This is a genomic window from Mesobacillus boroniphilus JCM 21738, assembly GCF_000517385.1.
In the GTDB taxonomy this organism is placed as follows: domain Bacteria; phylum Bacillota; class Bacilli; order Bacillales; family Cytobacillaceae; genus Mesobacillus; species Mesobacillus boroniphilus.
This window is the reverse complement of the sequence record NZ_BAUW01000081.1, coordinates 1-17,658: the sequence shown is the minus strand read 5'-3', so window position 1 is coordinate 17,658 and position 17,658 is coordinate 1. Positions and strand designations below refer to the sequence as shown.

At 33.1% G+C, this 17,658-nt stretch carries 19 protein-coding genes; 17 read left to right on the top strand and 2 right to left on the bottom strand.

Annotated elements, in window-relative coordinates; translation table 11 throughout:
* The first annotated feature begins 455 nt into the window (after window positions 1-455).
* The 15 genes from JCM21738_RS17420 (at window position 456) to JCM21738_RS22670 (ending at window position 13,694) form a co-directional block, all read left to right on the top strand.
* Complete coding sequence (locus JCM21738_RS17420; protein WP_023613811.1) at window positions 456-824, top strand: hypothetical protein; 369 nt, start codon at window positions 456-458, stop codon at window positions 822-824.
* A gap of 94 nt (window positions 825-918) precedes the next feature.
* A complete protein-coding gene (locus tag JCM21738_RS17415) occupies window positions 919-1,593 on the top strand; it encodes an ABC transporter ATP-binding protein (protein WP_023613812.1) in 675 nt (224 codons plus the stop codon).
* The gene (locus JCM21738_RS17410; protein WP_035209773.1) at window positions 1,586-3,121 is read left to right on the top strand and encodes a hypothetical protein; all 1,536 of its coding nucleotides are present in this window, start codon (window positions 1,586-1,588) and stop codon (window positions 3,119-3,121) included. The genes JCM21738_RS17415 and JCM21738_RS17410 overlap by 8 nt, the downstream gene beginning before the upstream one ends.
* A 91-nt stretch (window positions 3,122-3,212) precedes the next feature.
* Entirely contained in the window at window positions 3,213-4,247 is a 1,035-nt protein-coding gene (locus JCM21738_RS17405) for an FtsX-like permease family protein (RefSeq protein WP_035209770.1), read from the top strand.
* Window positions 4,248-4,412: 165 nt separating this feature from the next.
* Window positions 4,413-4,940, top strand: a complete 528-nt coding sequence (locus JCM21738_RS17400) for an RNA polymerase sigma factor (protein ID WP_023613814.1) — start codon at window positions 4,413-4,415, stop codon at window positions 4,938-4,940.
* A gap of 195 nt (window positions 4,941-5,135) precedes the next feature.
* Complete coding sequence (locus tag JCM21738_RS17390; protein WP_148296142.1) at window positions 5,136-5,681, top strand: hypothetical protein; 546 nt, start codon at window positions 5,136-5,138, stop codon at window positions 5,679-5,681.
* A gap of 380 nt (window positions 5,682-6,061) precedes the next feature.
* Entirely contained in the window at window positions 6,062-6,364 is a 303-nt protein-coding gene (locus tag JCM21738_RS17385; protein ID WP_023613816.1) for an RDD family protein, read from the top strand.
* Window positions 6,365-7,385: 1,021 nt separating this feature from the next.
* Window positions 7,386-7,904, top strand: a complete 519-nt coding sequence (locus JCM21738_RS17380; protein ID WP_035209764.1) for a TniQ family protein — start codon at window positions 7,386-7,388, stop codon at window positions 7,902-7,904.
* The gene (locus tag JCM21738_RS17375) at window positions 7,855-9,270 is read left to right on the top strand and encodes a helix-turn-helix domain-containing protein (protein ID WP_035209761.1); all 1,416 of its coding nucleotides are present in this window, start codon (window positions 7,855-7,857) and stop codon (window positions 9,268-9,270) included. The genes JCM21738_RS17380 and JCM21738_RS17375 overlap by 50 nt, the downstream gene beginning before the upstream one ends.
* A gap of 213 nt (window positions 9,271-9,483) precedes the next feature.
* On the top strand, window positions 9,484-10,560 hold the full coding sequence (locus JCM21738_RS17370) for a hypothetical protein (RefSeq protein WP_023613819.1): 1,077 nt from the start codon (window positions 9,484-9,486) through the stop codon (window positions 10,558-10,560).
* Window positions 10,553-11,419, top strand: coding sequence for a hypothetical protein (locus JCM21738_RS17365; RefSeq protein ID WP_035209759.1), 867 nt, complete (start codon window positions 10,553-10,555; stop codon window positions 11,417-11,419). Before JCM21738_RS17370 ends, JCM21738_RS17365 begins: the two co-directional genes overlap by 8 nt.
* Before the next feature lie 86 nt (window positions 11,420-11,505).
* A complete protein-coding gene (locus JCM21738_RS17360) occupies window positions 11,506-12,228 on the top strand; it encodes a ThiF family adenylyltransferase (protein WP_159101438.1) in 723 nt (240 codons plus the stop codon).
* Window positions 12,221-12,682 carry a Mov34/MPN/PAD-1 family protein gene (locus JCM21738_RS17355; RefSeq protein WP_023613821.1) on the top strand — a complete coding sequence of 154 codons (462 nt, stop codon included), beginning with the start codon at window positions 12,221-12,223 and terminating at the stop codon, window positions 12,680-12,682. The genes JCM21738_RS17360 and JCM21738_RS17355 overlap by 8 nt, the downstream gene beginning before the upstream one ends.
* A gap of 5 nt (window positions 12,683-12,687) precedes the next feature.
* Entirely contained in the window at window positions 12,688-13,047 is a 360-nt protein-coding gene (locus tag JCM21738_RS17350; RefSeq protein ID WP_035209753.1) for a Pycsar system effector family protein, read from the top strand.
* A complete protein-coding gene (locus JCM21738_RS22670) occupies window positions 13,035-13,694 on the top strand; it encodes a DUF3307 domain-containing protein (protein WP_243463060.1) in 660 nt (219 codons plus the stop codon). The genes JCM21738_RS17350 and JCM21738_RS22670 overlap by 13 nt, the downstream gene beginning before the upstream one ends.
* A 301-nt stretch (window positions 13,695-13,995) precedes the next feature.
* Here JCM21738_RS22670 and JCM21738_RS17335 read toward each other — a convergent pair whose 3' ends face one another.
* Both JCM21738_RS17335 and JCM21738_RS17330 read right to left on the bottom strand, forming a co-directional pair.
* Complete coding sequence (locus tag JCM21738_RS17335) at window positions 13,996-14,508, bottom strand: hypothetical protein (protein ID WP_035209747.1); 513 nt, start codon at window positions 14,506-14,508, stop codon at window positions 13,996-13,998.
* Window positions 14,509-14,584: 76 nt separating this feature from the next.
* Window positions 14,585-15,583, bottom strand: a complete 999-nt coding sequence (locus JCM21738_RS17330; RefSeq protein ID WP_035209744.1) for a TniQ family protein — start codon at window positions 15,581-15,583, stop codon at window positions 14,585-14,587.
* 103 nt (window positions 15,584-15,686) lie between these two features.
* Here JCM21738_RS17330 and JCM21738_RS17325 point away from each other — a divergent pair, with 103 nt between their 5' ends.
* Together JCM21738_RS17325 and JCM21738_RS22665 are read left to right on the top strand one after the other, a co-directional pair.
* Window positions 15,687-16,316 (top strand): TnsA endonuclease N-terminal domain-containing protein, encoded by a 630-nt coding sequence (locus JCM21738_RS17325; protein WP_023613824.1) that lies wholly within the window; start codon window positions 15,687-15,689, stop codon window positions 16,314-16,316.
* A gap of 12 nt (window positions 16,317-16,328) precedes the next feature.
* Window positions 16,329-17,658: TnsB C-terminal domain-containing protein (locus JCM21738_RS22665; protein ID WP_031307702.1), on the top strand; the 1,330-nt coding region annotated here is incomplete at its 3' end.

Below are 17,658 nucleotides of genomic sequence, written 5' to 3'. Positions count from 1 at the left end.
TTTGTGAAGCAACGGATTTAAAATTATAGGGAGTATTAGCTCAAATGTTTGTGACTGCTATACATTATTTTGCCGTTTTGTCACCGTTATGAGTCAGAAAAATCGGGAAACTATGTGGTACTTTTGAAAGTAGGAAAAAGGAATATGGCATACACTAATGCACCTAAGAATTGTTGCAGAGATTATTTGTGCACAGAGTTATGTGATAGCTTCTTGCACATGAGATAAAATAGAAAAAACCCTAGGTAACTTTTAAATTACTTAGGGTTTTTTGTGTGCAAAATTTGAAAGAATAGAATAAGCCAGAGATACTTACTACTTAAAATTATAATTTCCACAAATCGACACAATAGTGTAAAAAGTGTTAATATTTTTAAAAAATAGTTGACTCTAGAATTTACCAGTTATACAATATATTTGCAGCTGCAAATGGATAAAATTGGAGGATGTTTAATTTGTTTAAAAAAATCTTAGCAACTGGAATGTTATCTTTATCTTTAGTAAGTACTCTGGGTTCACTATCAGGCGAGGCTAGTACTCTCTCTGTAACACCTTCATCACAGAATCTTTATAATGCGTACGATACTGCTAGTTGGACAGTTTCAGCAACAGGGGTTAAGCCACTCAACTTGATGTTTAAATATGATTCAAATGCCACATACGATAAAATCAATTCTCAGTGGACCGGGGCGTCATTCACCTATAGAAAGTCGTATGACTTAGGAAGCTTGAGCTATAAATATTGGTATCCAACATTTACAGTTACAGATTATTATGGAGCTCAGGCCTCAAAAAATGTTTCTATTTATCATCGAAGATATTAATATAGCTTAGGCTTATTTGTTCACTAAAGATCATGTTTACCAACACTAATGGTAGACATAATCTTAAATAATTTTATCCGCGGAGAGAGAATAAATGCATATATCATTAAAAAGTGTTTCTGTTGTTTTTAATAGTAAAATTCCAGTTGACGCATTAAAAGAAATAACTATTAATATTGAAAAAGGGCAATGGATTAATATTCTAGGTCCTTCCGGATCAGGTAAGACAACCTTTTTAAACGTTATTGGCGGTATGGACAAACCCACAAATGGAAAAGTCGAAATTAATGGTCAAGACTTAACCAGTTTCTCGGATAACCAAATACAAGACTATAGAAGAAATAAAATAGGTTATATATTTCAAGATTATCGCTTGTTTGAACAATATACAGTATTAGAGAATGTACTTATGCCTCAACTCCCATATAAAAAGTATGATGAAATAAAAAAGGAAGCACTCTTTCTATTAGACAGTTTACAAATGAATGATCGTATTCATTCATTACCTGGAGAGCTTTCTGGTGGGGAAAAGCAGAGGGCGGCAATAGCAAGAGCCTTATTATCTCAACCTGAGATACTATTGTGTGATGAACCTACCGGTAATTTAGATGAAGACAATCGTGAAAAAATACTCTCATTATTAAAACAATTAAATGACAGGGGAATTACTATTCTCTTAGTTACTCATGATTTGGAAATAGTGAAGTGGGGAACAAGGACCTTTTACCTTCGTAGTGGGAACCTTAAGGAGAAAATTGGGAATGGATAAAATCAGTGTTAATAGTCTTATGCGTAGGAAACTAGCTAGTTTTTTATTTGTTTCGGCTCTCATTATAATTCTTGTGATTGTGCCTTTAGCAACTACCTCACTACAAAATGCACAAAGGCAGATTGAGACTGATATCACTTATTACTCAAGGGGAAGCTATGATTTGCTTATACGAGCTCCTGGTTCAAAGCATCACCTCGAAGAAGAACACGGTATTGTACCTGAGAATTACATAGGTTTCGGTGAAGGGGGAATCTCTCTTGAGCAATGGGAGTTAATCAAGAATAGGCCCGATGTAGAAATTGCAGCCCCAGTAGCTTCAGTTGGTTATTTTACAGGAGTGACTTCAAATATAGGTTTGGAACTTCCAGTTCAATCAACTGCCTATACAACTAAATATTATACATCTGATGGTGTTCAAAGTTATCAAATTGGTAATAATTATGATTGTATTCTCTTAGAATCTCCCAAATCCATTAAAGGATGGAGCGCTGAATATGAATCCTTATATAACGATCCAGCTTTAATGAATTTTTGTCGAGACGACGTGGCTATGTTTCCTTTACCCACCACATACAATTTATTAGTGGGAATAGATCCGGAACAAGAAGAAGCTTTAACGAAGATTTCTTTTGAACCTATCCGTAAAGACACTACGGAAAGAGGTTGGGGAGCAAAAGTACAATCTGATTTTTTACCTCATGCAAAAACAATTCCTGTACTGGAGCTTAAACATGACGGAGTTTCGATTGAAGCTGATATAACTACAGATTTACTAGATATCAGGCCAGAGGACACACAAGTCTATAGAAATGTGCTAGGTTTGCAAAATGAACCCGCTCCTGGTGCTGCAGTGTATTTTTTTCAAAAAGCAAATACCCCGCAATATAAAAAACTTGTAACAGATTTGTTATCTTTCCCAGAAAAAAAGAGGCGCCAAATTATTTCCCCTTTAGGATCACATCTAAATGGTTTTCAGCAAGATGCATTGATTATTAGTGATGATGGAAAAATCAAAAAAATGGAAGCTGATGGTACTTTTATAGAGTCAATATCTCTAAACTTTTCAACCTTATATTATACAGCGGGGCAAATTCAGTATAAGAAAAAGGGAGACAATTATATAATAAACAAACTAGGTGATATAAATGGTGTCCCCGTTTATAGGAAAATTCAAGAGAAGGGTGCAAGCTTAGCCGGTGTTGCAAACGATGAATCAATAACAAGTAAGATTGAATTTGTGCCCGACCCAGTAGGTTCAGTAGACATTAGTAATAAGAAAGAGCAACTTGCTTCTAGTCCATTAGGCATCTATCAGTTTGCTCCAGTTTATTATGTTGGAGATGAGACAAAGAAACCTATCAAAATGAAATCTACTATTACACCAGGAAGCTTTGTTTCAGTAGCTGCTAAAGGTGTAACAAATATTGAATCGGCTGCATTAATAAAAGGTGATACCCCAATTGATGCCATCCGGGTTAGGGTTGCAGAAATCAATGGCTATACGACAGAAGCGGCAAAAAAATAGAGGAAATTTCTAAAGAAATAGAAGAAATGGGGCTCGAGGTTACAACTGTGCAGGTTCCTCTTCTCAAAAACTTAGGGTTGAAGTAGAAGGAGTGGGTAATGTTGATGAATCGTGGACAACACTTGGAGCAGCTGGAACCATTGTTAATGAATGGAATATAACCAATTTATTGTTAACAGTATTGTTCGGATTTGTAACAATTACTTATATCTTTAATCGAATGAAATTTTGGCAAGTAACCAAACAGTCAGATGTTTTTTTATTTCACCAAATTGGTTGGGATAGAAACCATATTGTAAAACAATCCCGTAAAGAAATACTCATCTTACTTTTCATTGCCACAATAGTATCTATAGCCATATTAATAGTTATTCAAAATATGGTTCAAATATCAAAAGTTGTTTATCTCTGGTATGGGTTCCAATTGTTAGTTATGACGCTTGTGTTACTAATCATGGTTAAAAGTAAGGTTAATAAGACTATTGATTCATTGAGAAGGAAGAAGTTTACTGAAAATAAGCCGAGGTTTTCGTCTAGAAGAAAATCATTAATAATACAAAATCTAATTTATTTTAAACACTTTATTAGCATTCCGTTTATACAAATTATTCTGGTAAGTGTTATGTCTTCCTTTATTTATTTGTCATTGACTGAAACAGTCAAAATTACTAACGTAACTTTACTAGGAGAATATATTAACCTCCAGAGTACTTTATGGCACTACTTCCTTATCGGAGGGGCTTATATACTTGCTATAATTACACTAATAGAAAGTATATCTACTCTTATGATAACTCGAAAAAAAGAATTTGCCATATTTCGGTCAATTGGATGGAGAAAGTTAAATATTTTCTTTCTTTATCTCAAAGAACTTGCTATTTGGACAGGTGTTTCTATAAGTTTAGGTAGTATTATTACAGCCATAGTTTTCACCCTTGTGTATTCATATCAGACTGATTCACTAACTATGTTATTTATATCTTGTTTAGGGTTTTATATTGTAATTCTAGGTGCAGGAATATTTGTAATTCAACACTTCTTGACTAAAGACCTTGGCACTACTTTATCTTTTAGAAGATATACAACTAGCAAACGCCATTTAACAAAAAAGTCTATAAACCTTTAATTAAGGAAGTTTCACAGAAAAAAGAGCTGCTAGGGCAGCTCTTTTTAGTTTCTGCATAAATTATATAAATATTTCCGGAAAAATATAAAAAAATTAAAAATAAAACAAAACCTTTTTGATTCTCATACGTCTAAGAAGTAAGTTAAATAACAGGGAGAGAATTATATGGCTGACTATAGGGAAGAGGATATAAATGAATGGTATGATCTTTATCATCAAACAATCTTTAAGTTTGTTTTAATGCTAATTAGAGATTACCAACAAGCTGAGGATCTAACTCAGGAGACCTTTTTTAAGGCATATAAGTATTATTACAATTTCAATAGAAATTCAAGTGAAAAGACTTGGTTGTTCAGTATTGCTCATAACTTGACTGTCGATTACATAAGGAAACAAAGGCCAATGCGTTTTTTAAAAGAGATATTTCAATCCCCAACCGACATCAGACTATTACCTGAAAATGTTGTTCAGCTTAAAGAAAGTTCAAGAGAGATTTATGAAGCATTGGGGTCTCTAAAACAATCGCATCGAGAGGTAATCATCCTTAGGAAAATCAAGGGTTTTTCTATAAGCGAAACTGCGGAAATATTGAAGTGTTCGGAAAGTAAGGTGAAGTCCACTTTGCATCGTGGGATGCTAGCTTTGGGAAAAAAATTAATAAAGGAGTCGGGGTTAAATGAACTTACAAAGTGAATTGAACGTTTTTAATCGTCCTCTCCAGAAAGTAGAATTTGATTTGGAATGGAATCAGGAGCAATCCAATTTGGTAAGAAGGAAACTGGAGAAGCAAATTTATAAAGAAAAGGTTAAATCTCGGGTTTTCAAAATTTTCGGTTACATATCAACCTTAAGTATTACTTTTTCTTTTCTTTTTTGCTAGTTATTCAATTGGGGAATGAAGATTCTTTTTTATCTGGAATGCAATCAAATAAAGAAAAGTTGTATACAATGGAAGTGATCAACGGGAAAAAGACACCGGTTTTAACGGAAAAAGGAATGGAATATGTCGTTTATCCAATGGATGCCCACAAGGAGATTAATACAATATCGGGAGAACCGATTCTTGCAGTATCTGTTGAAAATATAGGTAGTAAAGAACAAATATATACCCAGGCTTTCTACCCAACCACTTCAGAAGGAAGGTTTATTTCAGTTCATTATACAATAAATGAAGAGGTTTCAGTTGAAGAAATGAGTCAGCATTTTTTACCGAAACATCCACTTTACGGGACAAACGTCAAGGAAATAAACGTTTCAGGTCAACGTGCATTTCTATATGAACCTACAACAAAATATGGTTCAGCTGCATTATATATTGTTACCAATAAATATGTTTACTATATGACTAATCAAGGATTGTTAGATAAGCAGCAGGGTGATTCTAAGGAGCTGGTAAGACTAGCCAATTTGTTTAATTTTGAGGTTGAAAGATAAATGTTGGATTTAAGATTTGGTTATTTTGTCTATATTTATTACATTATCTGAGGCAAGAATTAATTCTGTTTCTGTTGATATTCCTATCAAGATTACAGGAAAGTATATTTAATAATTTTGTAAAACTGTACTTACCGGGTGACTAATATTTGAAGATCCGCAGAAAAAACCTGGTTACGCTTTAACAAAAAATTAGATTATTTTTCTAACATAAAGGAACTCTTTAAGATATTTATCTTAAGGAGTTTTTTCTTATTCTCAGATTTGTAATTCCCTTTCCATTTAAAAAAATTGTGGAATCACTATCATTTAAATTTGATTAATCTAAATCCAACCGTATGTAAGGTGAAAGTTTTTTAAATAAGGTGAGGTGAAGAAGAATGTCTGAACTCTATAAGGCTGGTTTTTTAAAAAGAGTATTAGCAGGTATTTTGAATTCTTTAATAGTATGCACTCCAATAGCAGTTATCGTTTTATTGATGACTGGAGACTTTACTTTAAAATGGACTCAAGGAGTAATCTTTAATATCCTCTATTTAATTTATTTAACTTTTTTACCTACAGTTTGGAAAGGCTATATTATTGGAAAACGGATTGTAAACATACGGGTTGAGAAATTTAATGGGGACAGCCTAAAAATTTCTGATAGGATTGCAGTAAAGTTTGTGAAAAAATGTACTTAAGCTATAGGGTGCGATAGTTTAAGAAGGATCACTAAAATCAAACATCTCAAATTGTGTTTAATATTACGTTATTATTCAAGCTTAAAATGGTAATATTAGAAACGGGATCTCGGCTGAAACTGAGATTCCTATATACAGTCAGCTGCATGAGGTGCAGCGAAAGTTCCGATTAGAAGTAATCCAACCCACGAGGAGCCGATGCAGGGGGGGTTACTTCTTTTTTTATAGATTTCGAGGGCGAAAAAGCAGTAATTGAAATTGATGGTGTTACAAAAGCCCTCCTAAAGAGCTTCTTCCCTGAAGAAGCTGCAGACGGTGATAAAGTGCCTTGAAGGAAATTATTTGATAGTTGCCTGAACCTCAGACATTTTGACTTTATAAAACAATTTATATAAATCGTCATGAGCATTTATTAATCCATCGCTGCCTTGTTACATTCGGCCTTTTTCTTTCTACTGTGAAATCAGCTTGGCATTAACAATTAGGTAATCCTGCACCTCGATCTTCCGCATTCAACCAACCTTCTAGTACCTCTAGTTCTTCTCTTGAAGGAGAACGTCCTTGCAGCTAGCTTCCTGGATTTGCTTAAATGTTTCATATTCTCCGGCTTCTAACAGAAAGGTGTACTAATTCCCCTGAATGGTTTTGAATTTTCTAGTAAACAGATCCCACCGTTGATCCACGGCTTACGCCTAGGAATGCCCCCCTCCTCCAATTGCTAAATATCCTTTCAGTACGAATTTTACTAAAATGAGGCTTTCCTATTATCTATTCGGGTGTGTTTCTTATTTAAAGCTATAATTTTTTTTGCTATCAAGTAGCAGACGATTCACATTAACAGTACCTTATTAGATAAAACCCTTTGTTTCTTTATTTACAGTTAGTGTAAATTGTGAATTATGGAAAATTTTTAGTTTTAACTACTCATTAAATTAGAATTAGTTTTCAATAATTAATCAATTTGGGTATATAAGCGAGGGAGGTATCAATAAAATAATAAATATATTGGAGGAGAAAATTTTTGCCAAAACTTCTTCGTGTTGTCCAACCAAATACAACTGAAAATATATATAGTTTTATAAATAGATTAACTGAGGAAAACAAGTATGAAGCAAATACGTGGATATTAAAACAAGCTCATATCCCTAATTATTATGGACCCAGGAATCTTTTGCCTTGGAACTTTAATTTTAAACATCTTATCGAATTAACAGGTCTCGATTTAGAGCAAATTGGAAGTCTAACCTTTCAGAAAGAATTTGGATATGAAGGCAAAGAATATGAACTGTTTAATCATCTGCTATATAAAGAAGCCTTAATGGGAAAAACATGCAAAGTTTGTCCTAAATGTATTAATGAATTTGGACAAAATCATAAACTATGGGATATTCGGTTTCTTCTCATATGTCCTATTCATAAGAATCTCTTGATGTCACATTGTCCTTCTTGTAAAAAAGCAATTCCACAGTATAGGAGAAACTTTTATAAATGTGCTTGTTCCTCTGACATTCGAACGTTTTTATTCAAAGCCTGTTACTAATATTGAAAGTTTAACCCTTCCCAATATAATCTATAGTAAATTTTCCAATAATCTTGAAAATGTAAATAGTAAAAATCCATTATACCTTTTGGAGTTAAAGTATATTCTATTGGTTTACATATTTTTCATAAAATTGTTTTATAGGGATAAAACAAAAGTTGGGAGTACGGCTATTCCCTACAATCCTGAAGACCAAGAATTATCGGGATTATTAATAAGTATTTCATCCATTTTTAATGATTGGCCAAATAGTTTTTACGATTTCATTTATGACTACCAGGACAAACCAAAAAGTAAACCTAAGTACGATAGAGGTAGTCTAATTAACAATTTCGGCTACTTTTATATCGACCTTTATAAAAAGTACAATCATCCAAGTTTGAATTTTTTAAGGGAAGAATTTGAAAACTATATTCATAATAATTGGGACAAAACAATCATTTCTCATGGCAAATATATAAATAAAGATCCAATGGGTGCAAGATATTTGTCAACAACACAGGTAGCCAAAATGTTAAACATTCAACATAAGCATGTAAGAAACCTTATAAGAAATGGCCATTTAAAAGCAATCAAAACTAGGGAAAGAAATGATTATTTGCTTATACTGAGGGATAGTGTTGAGGAGTACATTTCAAACCAAAAACTGTTTTCGAATAGAGAACAAGTGAAGCAAATCTTAAACGTTGGGTACCAAAGCATAACTGAATTAGAAAGAAGAGGGTTGTTAATTTTAAAAAGGGGACCAAATATTGATGGTCATTTTGAATATTTGTACGATAAAGAGAAAATCCATCAACTTCTTTCTAAAATAGAGAGTAGATATTACCAATATAAGAGAAGATCCCTAGACAATATATCATCGTATGAAAAGTCCGATGTTGTTAAATGTACTAAATATGTCATCGGTATTAACATTGCAGACATACTCTCTTTAATAATTGAAGGAAGAATTTTACCTGTAGGAAAAATTGACAAGGAGAAAGGCATAAAAAAATATTTGCTACAAATTTCAACGGTTAAACAAGAGGTATTGGAATATAAAATAAGGAGTCAACAAGGGGTTTTTTCCATACCTGAATTGATGAATTATCTTGAGATTGGTAAAAATCTATTAAATAGACTAATTGAAAATGGGTTTTTAGCACCAACAAATAAAATGCAAAAACCTTTTATACCGGTTGAGAATGCTATAAGTTTCAAAAGTAACTATATTACTCTCGGACAATTAAGTGCTATATGCTCAGAGGAGAGTCATGACTTGCTGGACAGATTGAGTTATAAGGGTATCAATCCCATCTTGGATAGCTTTGTTAAAAAGAATATAGTTTATAGCATTGAAGATATTCAATATCTTATCAAGTAATAATAACTAGTCCAAGATTGGGCTCAAAACATTGTTTATACCTTAGTAATATGCATATTTGGAAATAGTGAAAAGAAATAATGCTTTCATTAAGTTGTAAGTTGCTAATAGACTTGGGATGGTATTTAAAATATTGTAAATTAATTGAAAATAAAGTATTCTTTATTTAGTACGTATGTTCGTTAAAGGAAAAAATTCGAAGGGATGAGGGAAATGAGAGGTACTAAATTAAGATCACTTCTAAAGGCTGATAGCAGGTATAAATTTAACCTGAACCCACTTAGGGCTTTATTTGAAACTACTGATATTTTCAAAAGCTTGGAAGAAAAATCTCAGATTAGACAAATTTTATCTATCATTGAAACTGAGCTCCAGACAGAATTTAAAATCGGAGGGCATCCCGATTATGACTATCTTCTCGATAAAATTAGTACACCTGAGGATTTTCTTGATGATCACAATCGAATTACAGATGTAAAAATGTGTTCTTTATTTATAGATTTACGAAACTTTACAAAAAGGGCTTTGTTTATTGAAGAACCTGGTTTAGAAACTCTAAATGAAATTGCTGATATTAAACAAAAGGCTATTTCAACGTGGATTAAGATTGCAAGGTTTTACCAAGGTCATATCCATTCAATTACAGGTGACGGGATTATGGTCCTTATAGGAGGAGAGCAAGAGGAAGACAAAGATGAATGGATTATTGGGGGACGGGCACTATTAATAGCATTAAGAGTTCTTGAAAGTACTGATATTTTAAACGAGGAAATGAAAGACACTCTCAAAAATAAAGGTGTTGAACATTACTCACATCCGGATAACTTGCTGGATATAAAAGTCGGTATTGAATATTCCGAGAAAACCCTAATGAATCCTCAAGGCGTTATAGTGCAAACCGACTATCAAAACAAGTCGGTTGGAGAGGTTAAAGCTACCTCTTTTGAAGTGGATTTTGCTGCTAAGGTTCTTGCATCATACAAGAGTGCTACAAAAGATATAGAAGGTTCTCCAAAGTACGGAAGAGTATTAATGATGGGTGAGAAATATATTGAACTAATGGAGTTTAACGACTCAGTAGCTTATAAAAAAATTGACTCCTATGAGAGGCAAATGTTTAATCAAAAAAATTGTCGTCAAATCTATTATCTTGACTGCTGCGAATATAAAGACAAAATAATAACTCTTGATGATGTTGCGGGACTTTGTGATGTGTATGACGATTCAGAAGACGCCAAGGCAGCTAGTATCTATATAGCAGCTAAAGGGGATAAAATTCAGCATGGATAAAGATTTTTCTAAAGTTGAAGCCGAGTTAATAGCACTCGGCTTTCAATATTTAACAGGTGAAAAAATGATTGGAAGAGTGCCGAGCCAAGGAAGTATTAATGGAATTTATATTTGGGTTGAAATAAATTTGGAAGACTTTCCTGTAAAGCAGCCTGTGATCACTTTAAAAAAAATAAATGAAAAAGAAACATTGTATAAAGACATACCAAAAAATTGGAGGCATATTGATGAGTTTTTGTGGGGAGAAGACCCGAAAAGGTCATCTTTCCATGTATGTTGTCTACATAACTGGAGGGCAAAAAAAGAGTATGATGGACGGTTTATCTATGAAAGGATAGAATCCTGGTTAGCCTCCAATACTACAGGAACTTGGAGCATTGAAGAGGACTTAGCAACATGGAGGATTTTGCCACAATTCAGTCTTAGTCAAATTTATCTAACAACAGATTTCCTGAAAACAATTAGTGGCTTGAAAATCAATACCCTTTATCAATACCCTTTCCTTCACTCTAGATACCTTATGGTAAATGGGGGAGAAGCTCGAAAGGAAAATGGTACTAATTATACAACTGATGAAATAAATTTCAGGAAGTTATATTATTATCTTCCTGAGGGAGAAGATGTTAAATTCAAGAAAGTAAAACTGCTTCATCCTAATAAAGAGTGGATGAAATCTACATTTTTTATATTAAAACTAGCTTCCAACATAAAATTCAAGACACTTTATCAATTAATTGAACATATACGCTGTAATTATAAAAAGAGTGACTTTCCAAAAGGAACTAAGAATGTTCCTATGGTTGTTTACTATAAAGGCGACAAGGGAGAGAAGAGGCAGCTTCCTTTGTACTTGATCTAAGCTTTTTTTCACATTCACCAGAATATAAACTAAGGTTTATTCAAATTGAGACTATACCAGATCGCCCGGTTGGGGTTGATTTAAATGTGGGAATATTAGGTACAGGCTCTTTAGGAAGTCAGGTGGCCAGAATTCTTACGGATAAAGGAACTAAAAAAATATATATGTATGATTTTGATAGACTTTCCGCGGAGAACCTAGGACATCATGAGTTATCATTTAATTCTCTAGGCTTATTAAAAAAACAGCAATTAAAATTGGAACTTTTTTATAGAAGCATTAACACTTCTTTTTATGAGAAAGATGAAAAATCTGATTTAGAAGTAGCGGAAAAATCCGATATCCTTGTGGTAACAGTAGGAAATAACCAAGCGTTCGACAGGCACGCCTTCGAAACACTGAAAGAATATAAGAAGCCGATAATATGGGCATGGTTATCCCCTAATAGTATTCTTCAAGAAATTGTAATTTCAACACCTCAATCTGGATGTTTAAATTGTTATTATATAAAGAGCAAAGAAGATCAGGAACTCAAACAAGTTCACCAAACCGCTGATAAAGAAATAGAAAGTTATCCTATCGTAAATAGAGACTTGTGCGGTAATCCCCATGTTGTTTCCCAATGGGAAAGAGTGGTTTTCCTTGCCACGCAAATAGTTTCAATTCTTGCTAACTACAGTAAAAACAAGCGGTTTAAGTTTGACTATGTAAATTATTACTGGGGGATGGATGATATTATTCCAACTGCGCATGTAGGTTTTCTTGATCAACATTCATCCTGTTTTTGTAGGGGTGTACATCATGAATAAAAAAGTATTAATTAATGATCAAGTATTTAAAAAAATGAATGAACTGACAAAAAAATATGAGAATGTTGAAAACGGCGGTCTTATATATGGCCGTCTCAACCCTAGATGGGCTCTCGTCGAAGATATATCCGATGCTGGTCAAAACGCTGTACGAAAACCTTATGGAGTAAGTTTTGATCCGGAGTACTTAAATGACTATACTCTAAGAAAAATAGAAGAAAAATTATATGTAATAGGTACATGGCACTCACATCCAAGTGGTTCTAGCCTTACTCCTTCTTCAATTGATAAGAAAACCATGCTGGATATTTTTAAACATTTTGATCACTCTTTTTCACCTATCTCTTGTATTGTTAAATGGGAAAATAATGAACTCAGTAAAAGTTTTTTTACAATAGCCCCGAATTTAAATTTAGTTGAAATTCCATTTTGCAATATAACCAGTAGGAGTTGATCGTTATGGAGTCTAAGGACGTTTACAAACATAAATATGACTTTCTATTAAAAGCCATTGATGACACTCAAAATACAATAAGGTTTACAGATACAAAAGCTATGGCTGTTATCGGATTTTGGACGCTAGTCATAAATACTTTAATTCGTACAAAACTGGATTGGACTACATGGTTAATTATGTTGAAGGATCCCCTTGACTATCTAGTGGTTTATTCTCTCGTAGTCGTTTTATTGGGATTGTTTGGTCAAAGCCTTTGGTTGGCTTATATGGTGCTTGTTCCTAAAAGTGCTCCAGGGCAGCATATTGAAGTGATGGTGTTGAGACACAAGGATTATTTTATTTGCATGAAATGGAACCAATAGTACAGGGGAAATACCTTTATCAAAACAGCTTCAAAGTTAAGTTGGGAATAAAATCAAAAAAGTATCAAACCATGCTTGAAGGACTAACACCAGAGCAAATTCATGACGAGTTGGCAATGGAGTTGCAAAAAGTTTCTTTTATTAGAAATATGAAAATTGCTAGAGTAAATAAAGCGATCTCAGCTATTATTCAATCCCTGATTGTTTTCTTATTGTTAGCCATTTTTGCACTCGGAAACGAAGTTATTTTATTTGAAGGTGGACAGGCTATGTTATCTTTCGATTTAGATATGAAGCTTTTTATTGTCTTATATATAGCTCATAAAATTGCCGATTATCTTCTTCAAACGGATTACCAGGCAAGAATGAAATCTACTAATATTGCTCCATTGATAACACATTGTCTTATATATACTGTTACAGTTATGAGCTTTGCATATTTATTTACTGGCTTTTTTAGTTGGGCGGCTATTTTAGTAATGTTCCTATCTCATTTGATAATAGATAATCAAACATTCTTACACTGGTGGGCTAAATATATAAAGAGGATTCCAGAGCCTTCTAATAAAAATGTTAAAATGACTTTATTAGAATTAGATCAATCATTCCATTATATTGTCCTGTTTATTATAAGCTATCTCAATTAGGTGAAAGGTTAATGATTTTTAGAGGATAAACCTTTAAAAAAATACGATGAAGTAGGAAAGCAATTAAAATGGCTTTCCTATTTGTTTTCTATATAAGACATTATTTTCTTCTTTTCAAATAATATCCTTTGACCGTCATTAAGCTTAGGGCCTGATATGATAGGCAGTCTACCGATACTTACTTTTTTAAGAATAGTTTTCATTGGAATCCCAGTTAAGAATGATAATTCCATTGTAGTTAAATATCCACTTTGAAAAGTCAGGAAATTATTTATAGGAATCATTAAATTTGGGCTTAGTTTCATTTCTCCAAATTTTTTGTTTTTACCCAATAACAAATATCTGATCGTTTAACACCCAATAGAAACTCTATATCTCTAAAGGAAATGTAACCTTTTTTCTTGCTATTATGGAGAATCTGCTCTTTTCCATAAAAAAATATATCTTCTTTTGCTAAAGTTATTTCTTGTATACTTCCCGAAGGATTACAATATTTAATTCTGTTTACAAGCATTCCGTTAAATAGGAGGGCTGCGTTTCCTGGGCCAATCCATTCAATTGCCTTGTTTAGGGAAACAGGCATTTTTAAATCTTCTTTTACTTGTATTTTTAGGTTTGTTTCCATGGTTTTAATTGTTTTATAGGGTACAACCCAGGTACTTACAGCTCCGACTTTATAATGAAAGGAAGGTTTAAATAAGTCCGCTTTAAGAATATTTGTCGCTGCTTTTGAACTGATTTTCCATCTCTCCATTAAATCTTTCTTTGTGTAAAAATTTTCGTATTCATTCATCCAGGCTATTAATTCATTCATTATAATTAACTTGAACTTAATATTTTCTTCTTCAATTAAAAATTCATTGAAAAGGTCTTCTTTAGTAAGTCCAGCATTAAATCTTGGACATAAAAAATTTTATTTCCTCATTTCTTATGAAATCAGTTTCCCCCCTCTTCAATTCTCCCTTCCCATAATGCTTAGTAAAATAATATTTGTTAGCTTCCCTAGTAATTGGTTCTAAAACAGTTGTTGTTAAATTTGGAATAATGTTATTAATAAAAGAGGTGAAATTAGGCCTCTTCAAGTTATCTGCTCTTTGTATAAAACGATAAAACCCAGTAGGCCAATCTTTAAGTATGTTATACCCGCGAAAATATATGCAAGTAGCCTGTTCAACAGTTTTAGCATTTTTTAAGGAATGTCTTTCTAGCCCCCCGCCATCGTACTCCATTTTTAATTCGTCTAACGAAAAATCCTTATTATCCAAAAGTTGAACAGCCCATAGACTAATGAATTCCAAGCAGAATAAATATGTGGGAAAATCTTTAATCCATGGATGCTTTGTGGAGTAAGAATTGTGGTTAATACCATCTTCAATAATATTCTGGAAAGTTATCAAGTCATTATTAGATATTTTTTGAAAAGGCAAGGAACTAATTTTTTGGTTACAGGATTGACAATTGTCCAAAACAATACCACGCACTGTAATATTCGTACCGCAATTATAACAGCTGTCTATAAGCATAATCTTGTGCCTTACACAAGCAGTTAAGTACGAACTTCCCCACACTTTGCGCTGATATTGTGACTCCCTTACACATAAAGGACAAACTCTACATTTTGAATAAAGGAACCAATTATTCTTCTGAATATTATTGAATTTTATGTTCTGTAGTCTTAGAAAGTGGGAATATGTCAAGTGTTGGGCTTCAACTAAGTCTATTCCCAAGAAATTGGACAATTTTTTAAGTTTCTCATTTTCCAGCCAATTAATTTCATACTCGTTCAATTTTAGTGCAGAAGATTTTTTGAAATTTTCTCTTATCCAACTTAAATTAGTCATTAAATTTTTTTTTAGCCGTTCGATAAGTAAAGCTGCATAAAGTTTCATCTATAATTGGCTTTTCGTAAAAAAGAAGCATACCGATCACCTGTTGTATTTTTATACTAATTATTACCAATAATGGTATCTATATTCAGGGGGGTAGTGACAGATGATTAAAGCCAGAAAGATTAAACCAAGCAAAAAAGTTAGTATAAGAGGGAAACATAGAAGTCAAAAGATGTCTAGTATGATTCCTTGGGAAAGCACTTTGGAGAGAGACTATTTAAAAATCGCTGAATTTGATTCAATGATCACTTATATTAGCTCTCAACCCATCTCCATAACTTATCTATTTGAAGGCAAGGAAAAAACCTATTTCCCCGACTTCTTGATAAAGACAAGAGATTTTAAGGAATACTTGGTGGAGGTTAAACCGGAAAGCAAAAAATACTTAAGTGAAAATCAAATAAAATTTCAAGCGGGTATGAGTTACGCCAAAGAGAATGGTATTGAATTTAGAATATTATCTGAAAAAGATATAAGAAAAGGCTTTTTATTAGAAAACTTGGATTTGTTAACTGATTCGAGATTCGAATACACTGATGTCAAAATAATGAACAGAATGTTAGAGGAACTAAGGAAAAGCCCAGGTGGAATTACCATTGGGAGCTTTAGACAGATAATGAAGATGGAACAAGGTGAATTTATTCTGAATTTGTATTACTTGATTTACAGCCAAAAAATAAAAGCGGATTTAGAAAGGGAACCAATCACCAATCAATCTTTAATTTTTATATAAAGGAGAATGATAATGCCAAGGCATAGCTTCAGTCCTGGAACTAGATTTATGGTTAATGACAATGAATATATCATACGGAAAGTAGTAGACCTGGATATTGAAGTTGAGAATTTATTTTACAAGAAGGTAGAGATTTGGCACATCGAAGATCTTCTGAAAAAGTGGGTTACAGGAGATTTAATGTTTAGATTAAACAATGGAGGAGAAGAGCTGTTAAAAGGTCCACCCCTTAATGAAATGGAACCAGCTAAAAAGGAAGCAGCATTGTACAGATACAAAATTTTGAAACCGATTCTTGAATATGAAGTACAAACAACCACTGAACTATTTTCATATTTGGAAGATCAAGATCCGCCAATTTCAAAATCTACTTTTTATAACTGGCTGAAAAAATGGAATCAAACAGGAGATGTTAGAGCGCTCTCAGATTTAAAAAGGGGACCAAAGAAAAGGTCTACGAAACAAGCGGTTCTAGATATAATCGATGAGGTGCTAAAAGAGTATGAGTACCGGGGTGAAAAATTTGCTACGGAAACTATTTATTCAGAAGTCAGCCTGCGAATTAAGGAAGATAACAAATTTAGAAAAGCAGAAGACAAACTTAAACCTGTTTCTAGGTCAACCATACACCGAAGAAGAATGGAAAATTTAGACCAGCATAAAAAAGATAAAGAAAAGAAAGGAATTGTCCAGGCAAACCTTAATCGAGATGGGGTGAAGCAGGAAGTCTTTGTTAGTCGACCATTAGAGAGGGTGGAGATAGATTGGACGCGTTTGGATGTAATGCTTATAGATTCAACCGATCTTAAACCTAAGCGCCCTTGGTTTGTATATGCAATAGATAGATTTACTGGTTATCCATTAGGTTTTATTGTGACATTTAAACCAGTTAATGCAGGAGTATTAAAACAATTGTTATTGCACATTATTATGCCTAAAACATATATCAAAAAGCTATATCCTTTGGTGAAGAATGAATGGTTAGCATACGGCATACCGAGTACCATTGTTGTAGACAACGATAGCGTTAATGATTCTTATGAATTTGAAGACGCATGTTATCAAGTAGGAGTAAAAGATGTTCAATTTTGTACAGTAGGAGCAGGGCATCAAAAAGCTGCTATTGAAAGAGCGTTCAGAACTTTAAACACATATTTGGTACATTCATTGAAGGGAACGACCTTTTCTAACATATTCGAAAAAGGTTTGTATGACTCGGAGGGAAAAGCCTGTATCACAATTGAGGCATTTACTTATATGGCTCATTTGGTGATGGTGGATTTAATTGCAAATAGTTATTCCTCAAGAAGAGGAAACACACCTAATGAAATTTGGAACAAAG

Coding starts and splice junctions, on each gene's coding strand:
- JCM21738_RS17415 (WP_023613812.1), top strand. CDS start 919: ATGCATATATCATTAAAAAGTGTTTCTGTTGTTTTTAATAGTAAAATT.
- JCM21738_RS17410 (WP_035209773.1), top strand. CDS start 1,586: ATGGATAAAATCAGTGTTAATAGTCTTATGCGTAGGAAACTAGCTAGT.
- JCM21738_RS17400 (WP_023613814.1), top strand. CDS start 4,413: ATGGCTGACTATAGGGAAGAGGATATAAATGAATGGTATGATCTTTAT.
- JCM21738_RS17385 (WP_023613816.1), top strand. CDS start 6,062: ATGTCTGAACTCTATAAGGCTGGTTTTTTAAAAAGAGTATTAGCAGGT.
- JCM21738_RS17370 (WP_023613819.1), top strand. CDS start 9,484: ATGAGAGGTACTAAATTAAGATCACTTCTAAAGGCTGATAGCAGGTAT.
- JCM21738_RS17365 (WP_035209759.1), top strand. CDS start 10,553: ATGGATAAAGATTTTTCTAAAGTTGAAGCCGAGTTAATAGCACTCGGC.
- JCM21738_RS17355 (WP_023613821.1), top strand. CDS start 12,221: ATGAATAAAAAAGTATTAATTAATGATCAAGTATTTAAAAAAATGAAT.
- JCM21738_RS17350 (WP_035209753.1), top strand. CDS start 12,688: ATGGAGTCTAAGGACGTTTACAAACATAAATATGACTTTCTATTAAAA.
- JCM21738_RS22670 (WP_243463060.1), top strand. CDS start 13,035: ATGGAACCAATAGTACAGGGGAAATACCTTTATCAAAACAGCTTCAAA.
- JCM21738_RS17335 (WP_035209747.1), bottom strand. CDS start 14,508: ATGAATGAATTAATAGCCTGGATGAATGAATACGAAAATTTTTACACA.
- JCM21738_RS17330 (WP_035209744.1), bottom strand. CDS start 15,583: ATGAAACTTTATGCAGCTTTACTTATCGAACGGCTAAAAAAAAATTTA.
- JCM21738_RS17325 (WP_023613824.1), top strand. CDS start 15,687: ATGATTAAAGCCAGAAAGATTAAACCAAGCAAAAAAGTTAGTATAAGA.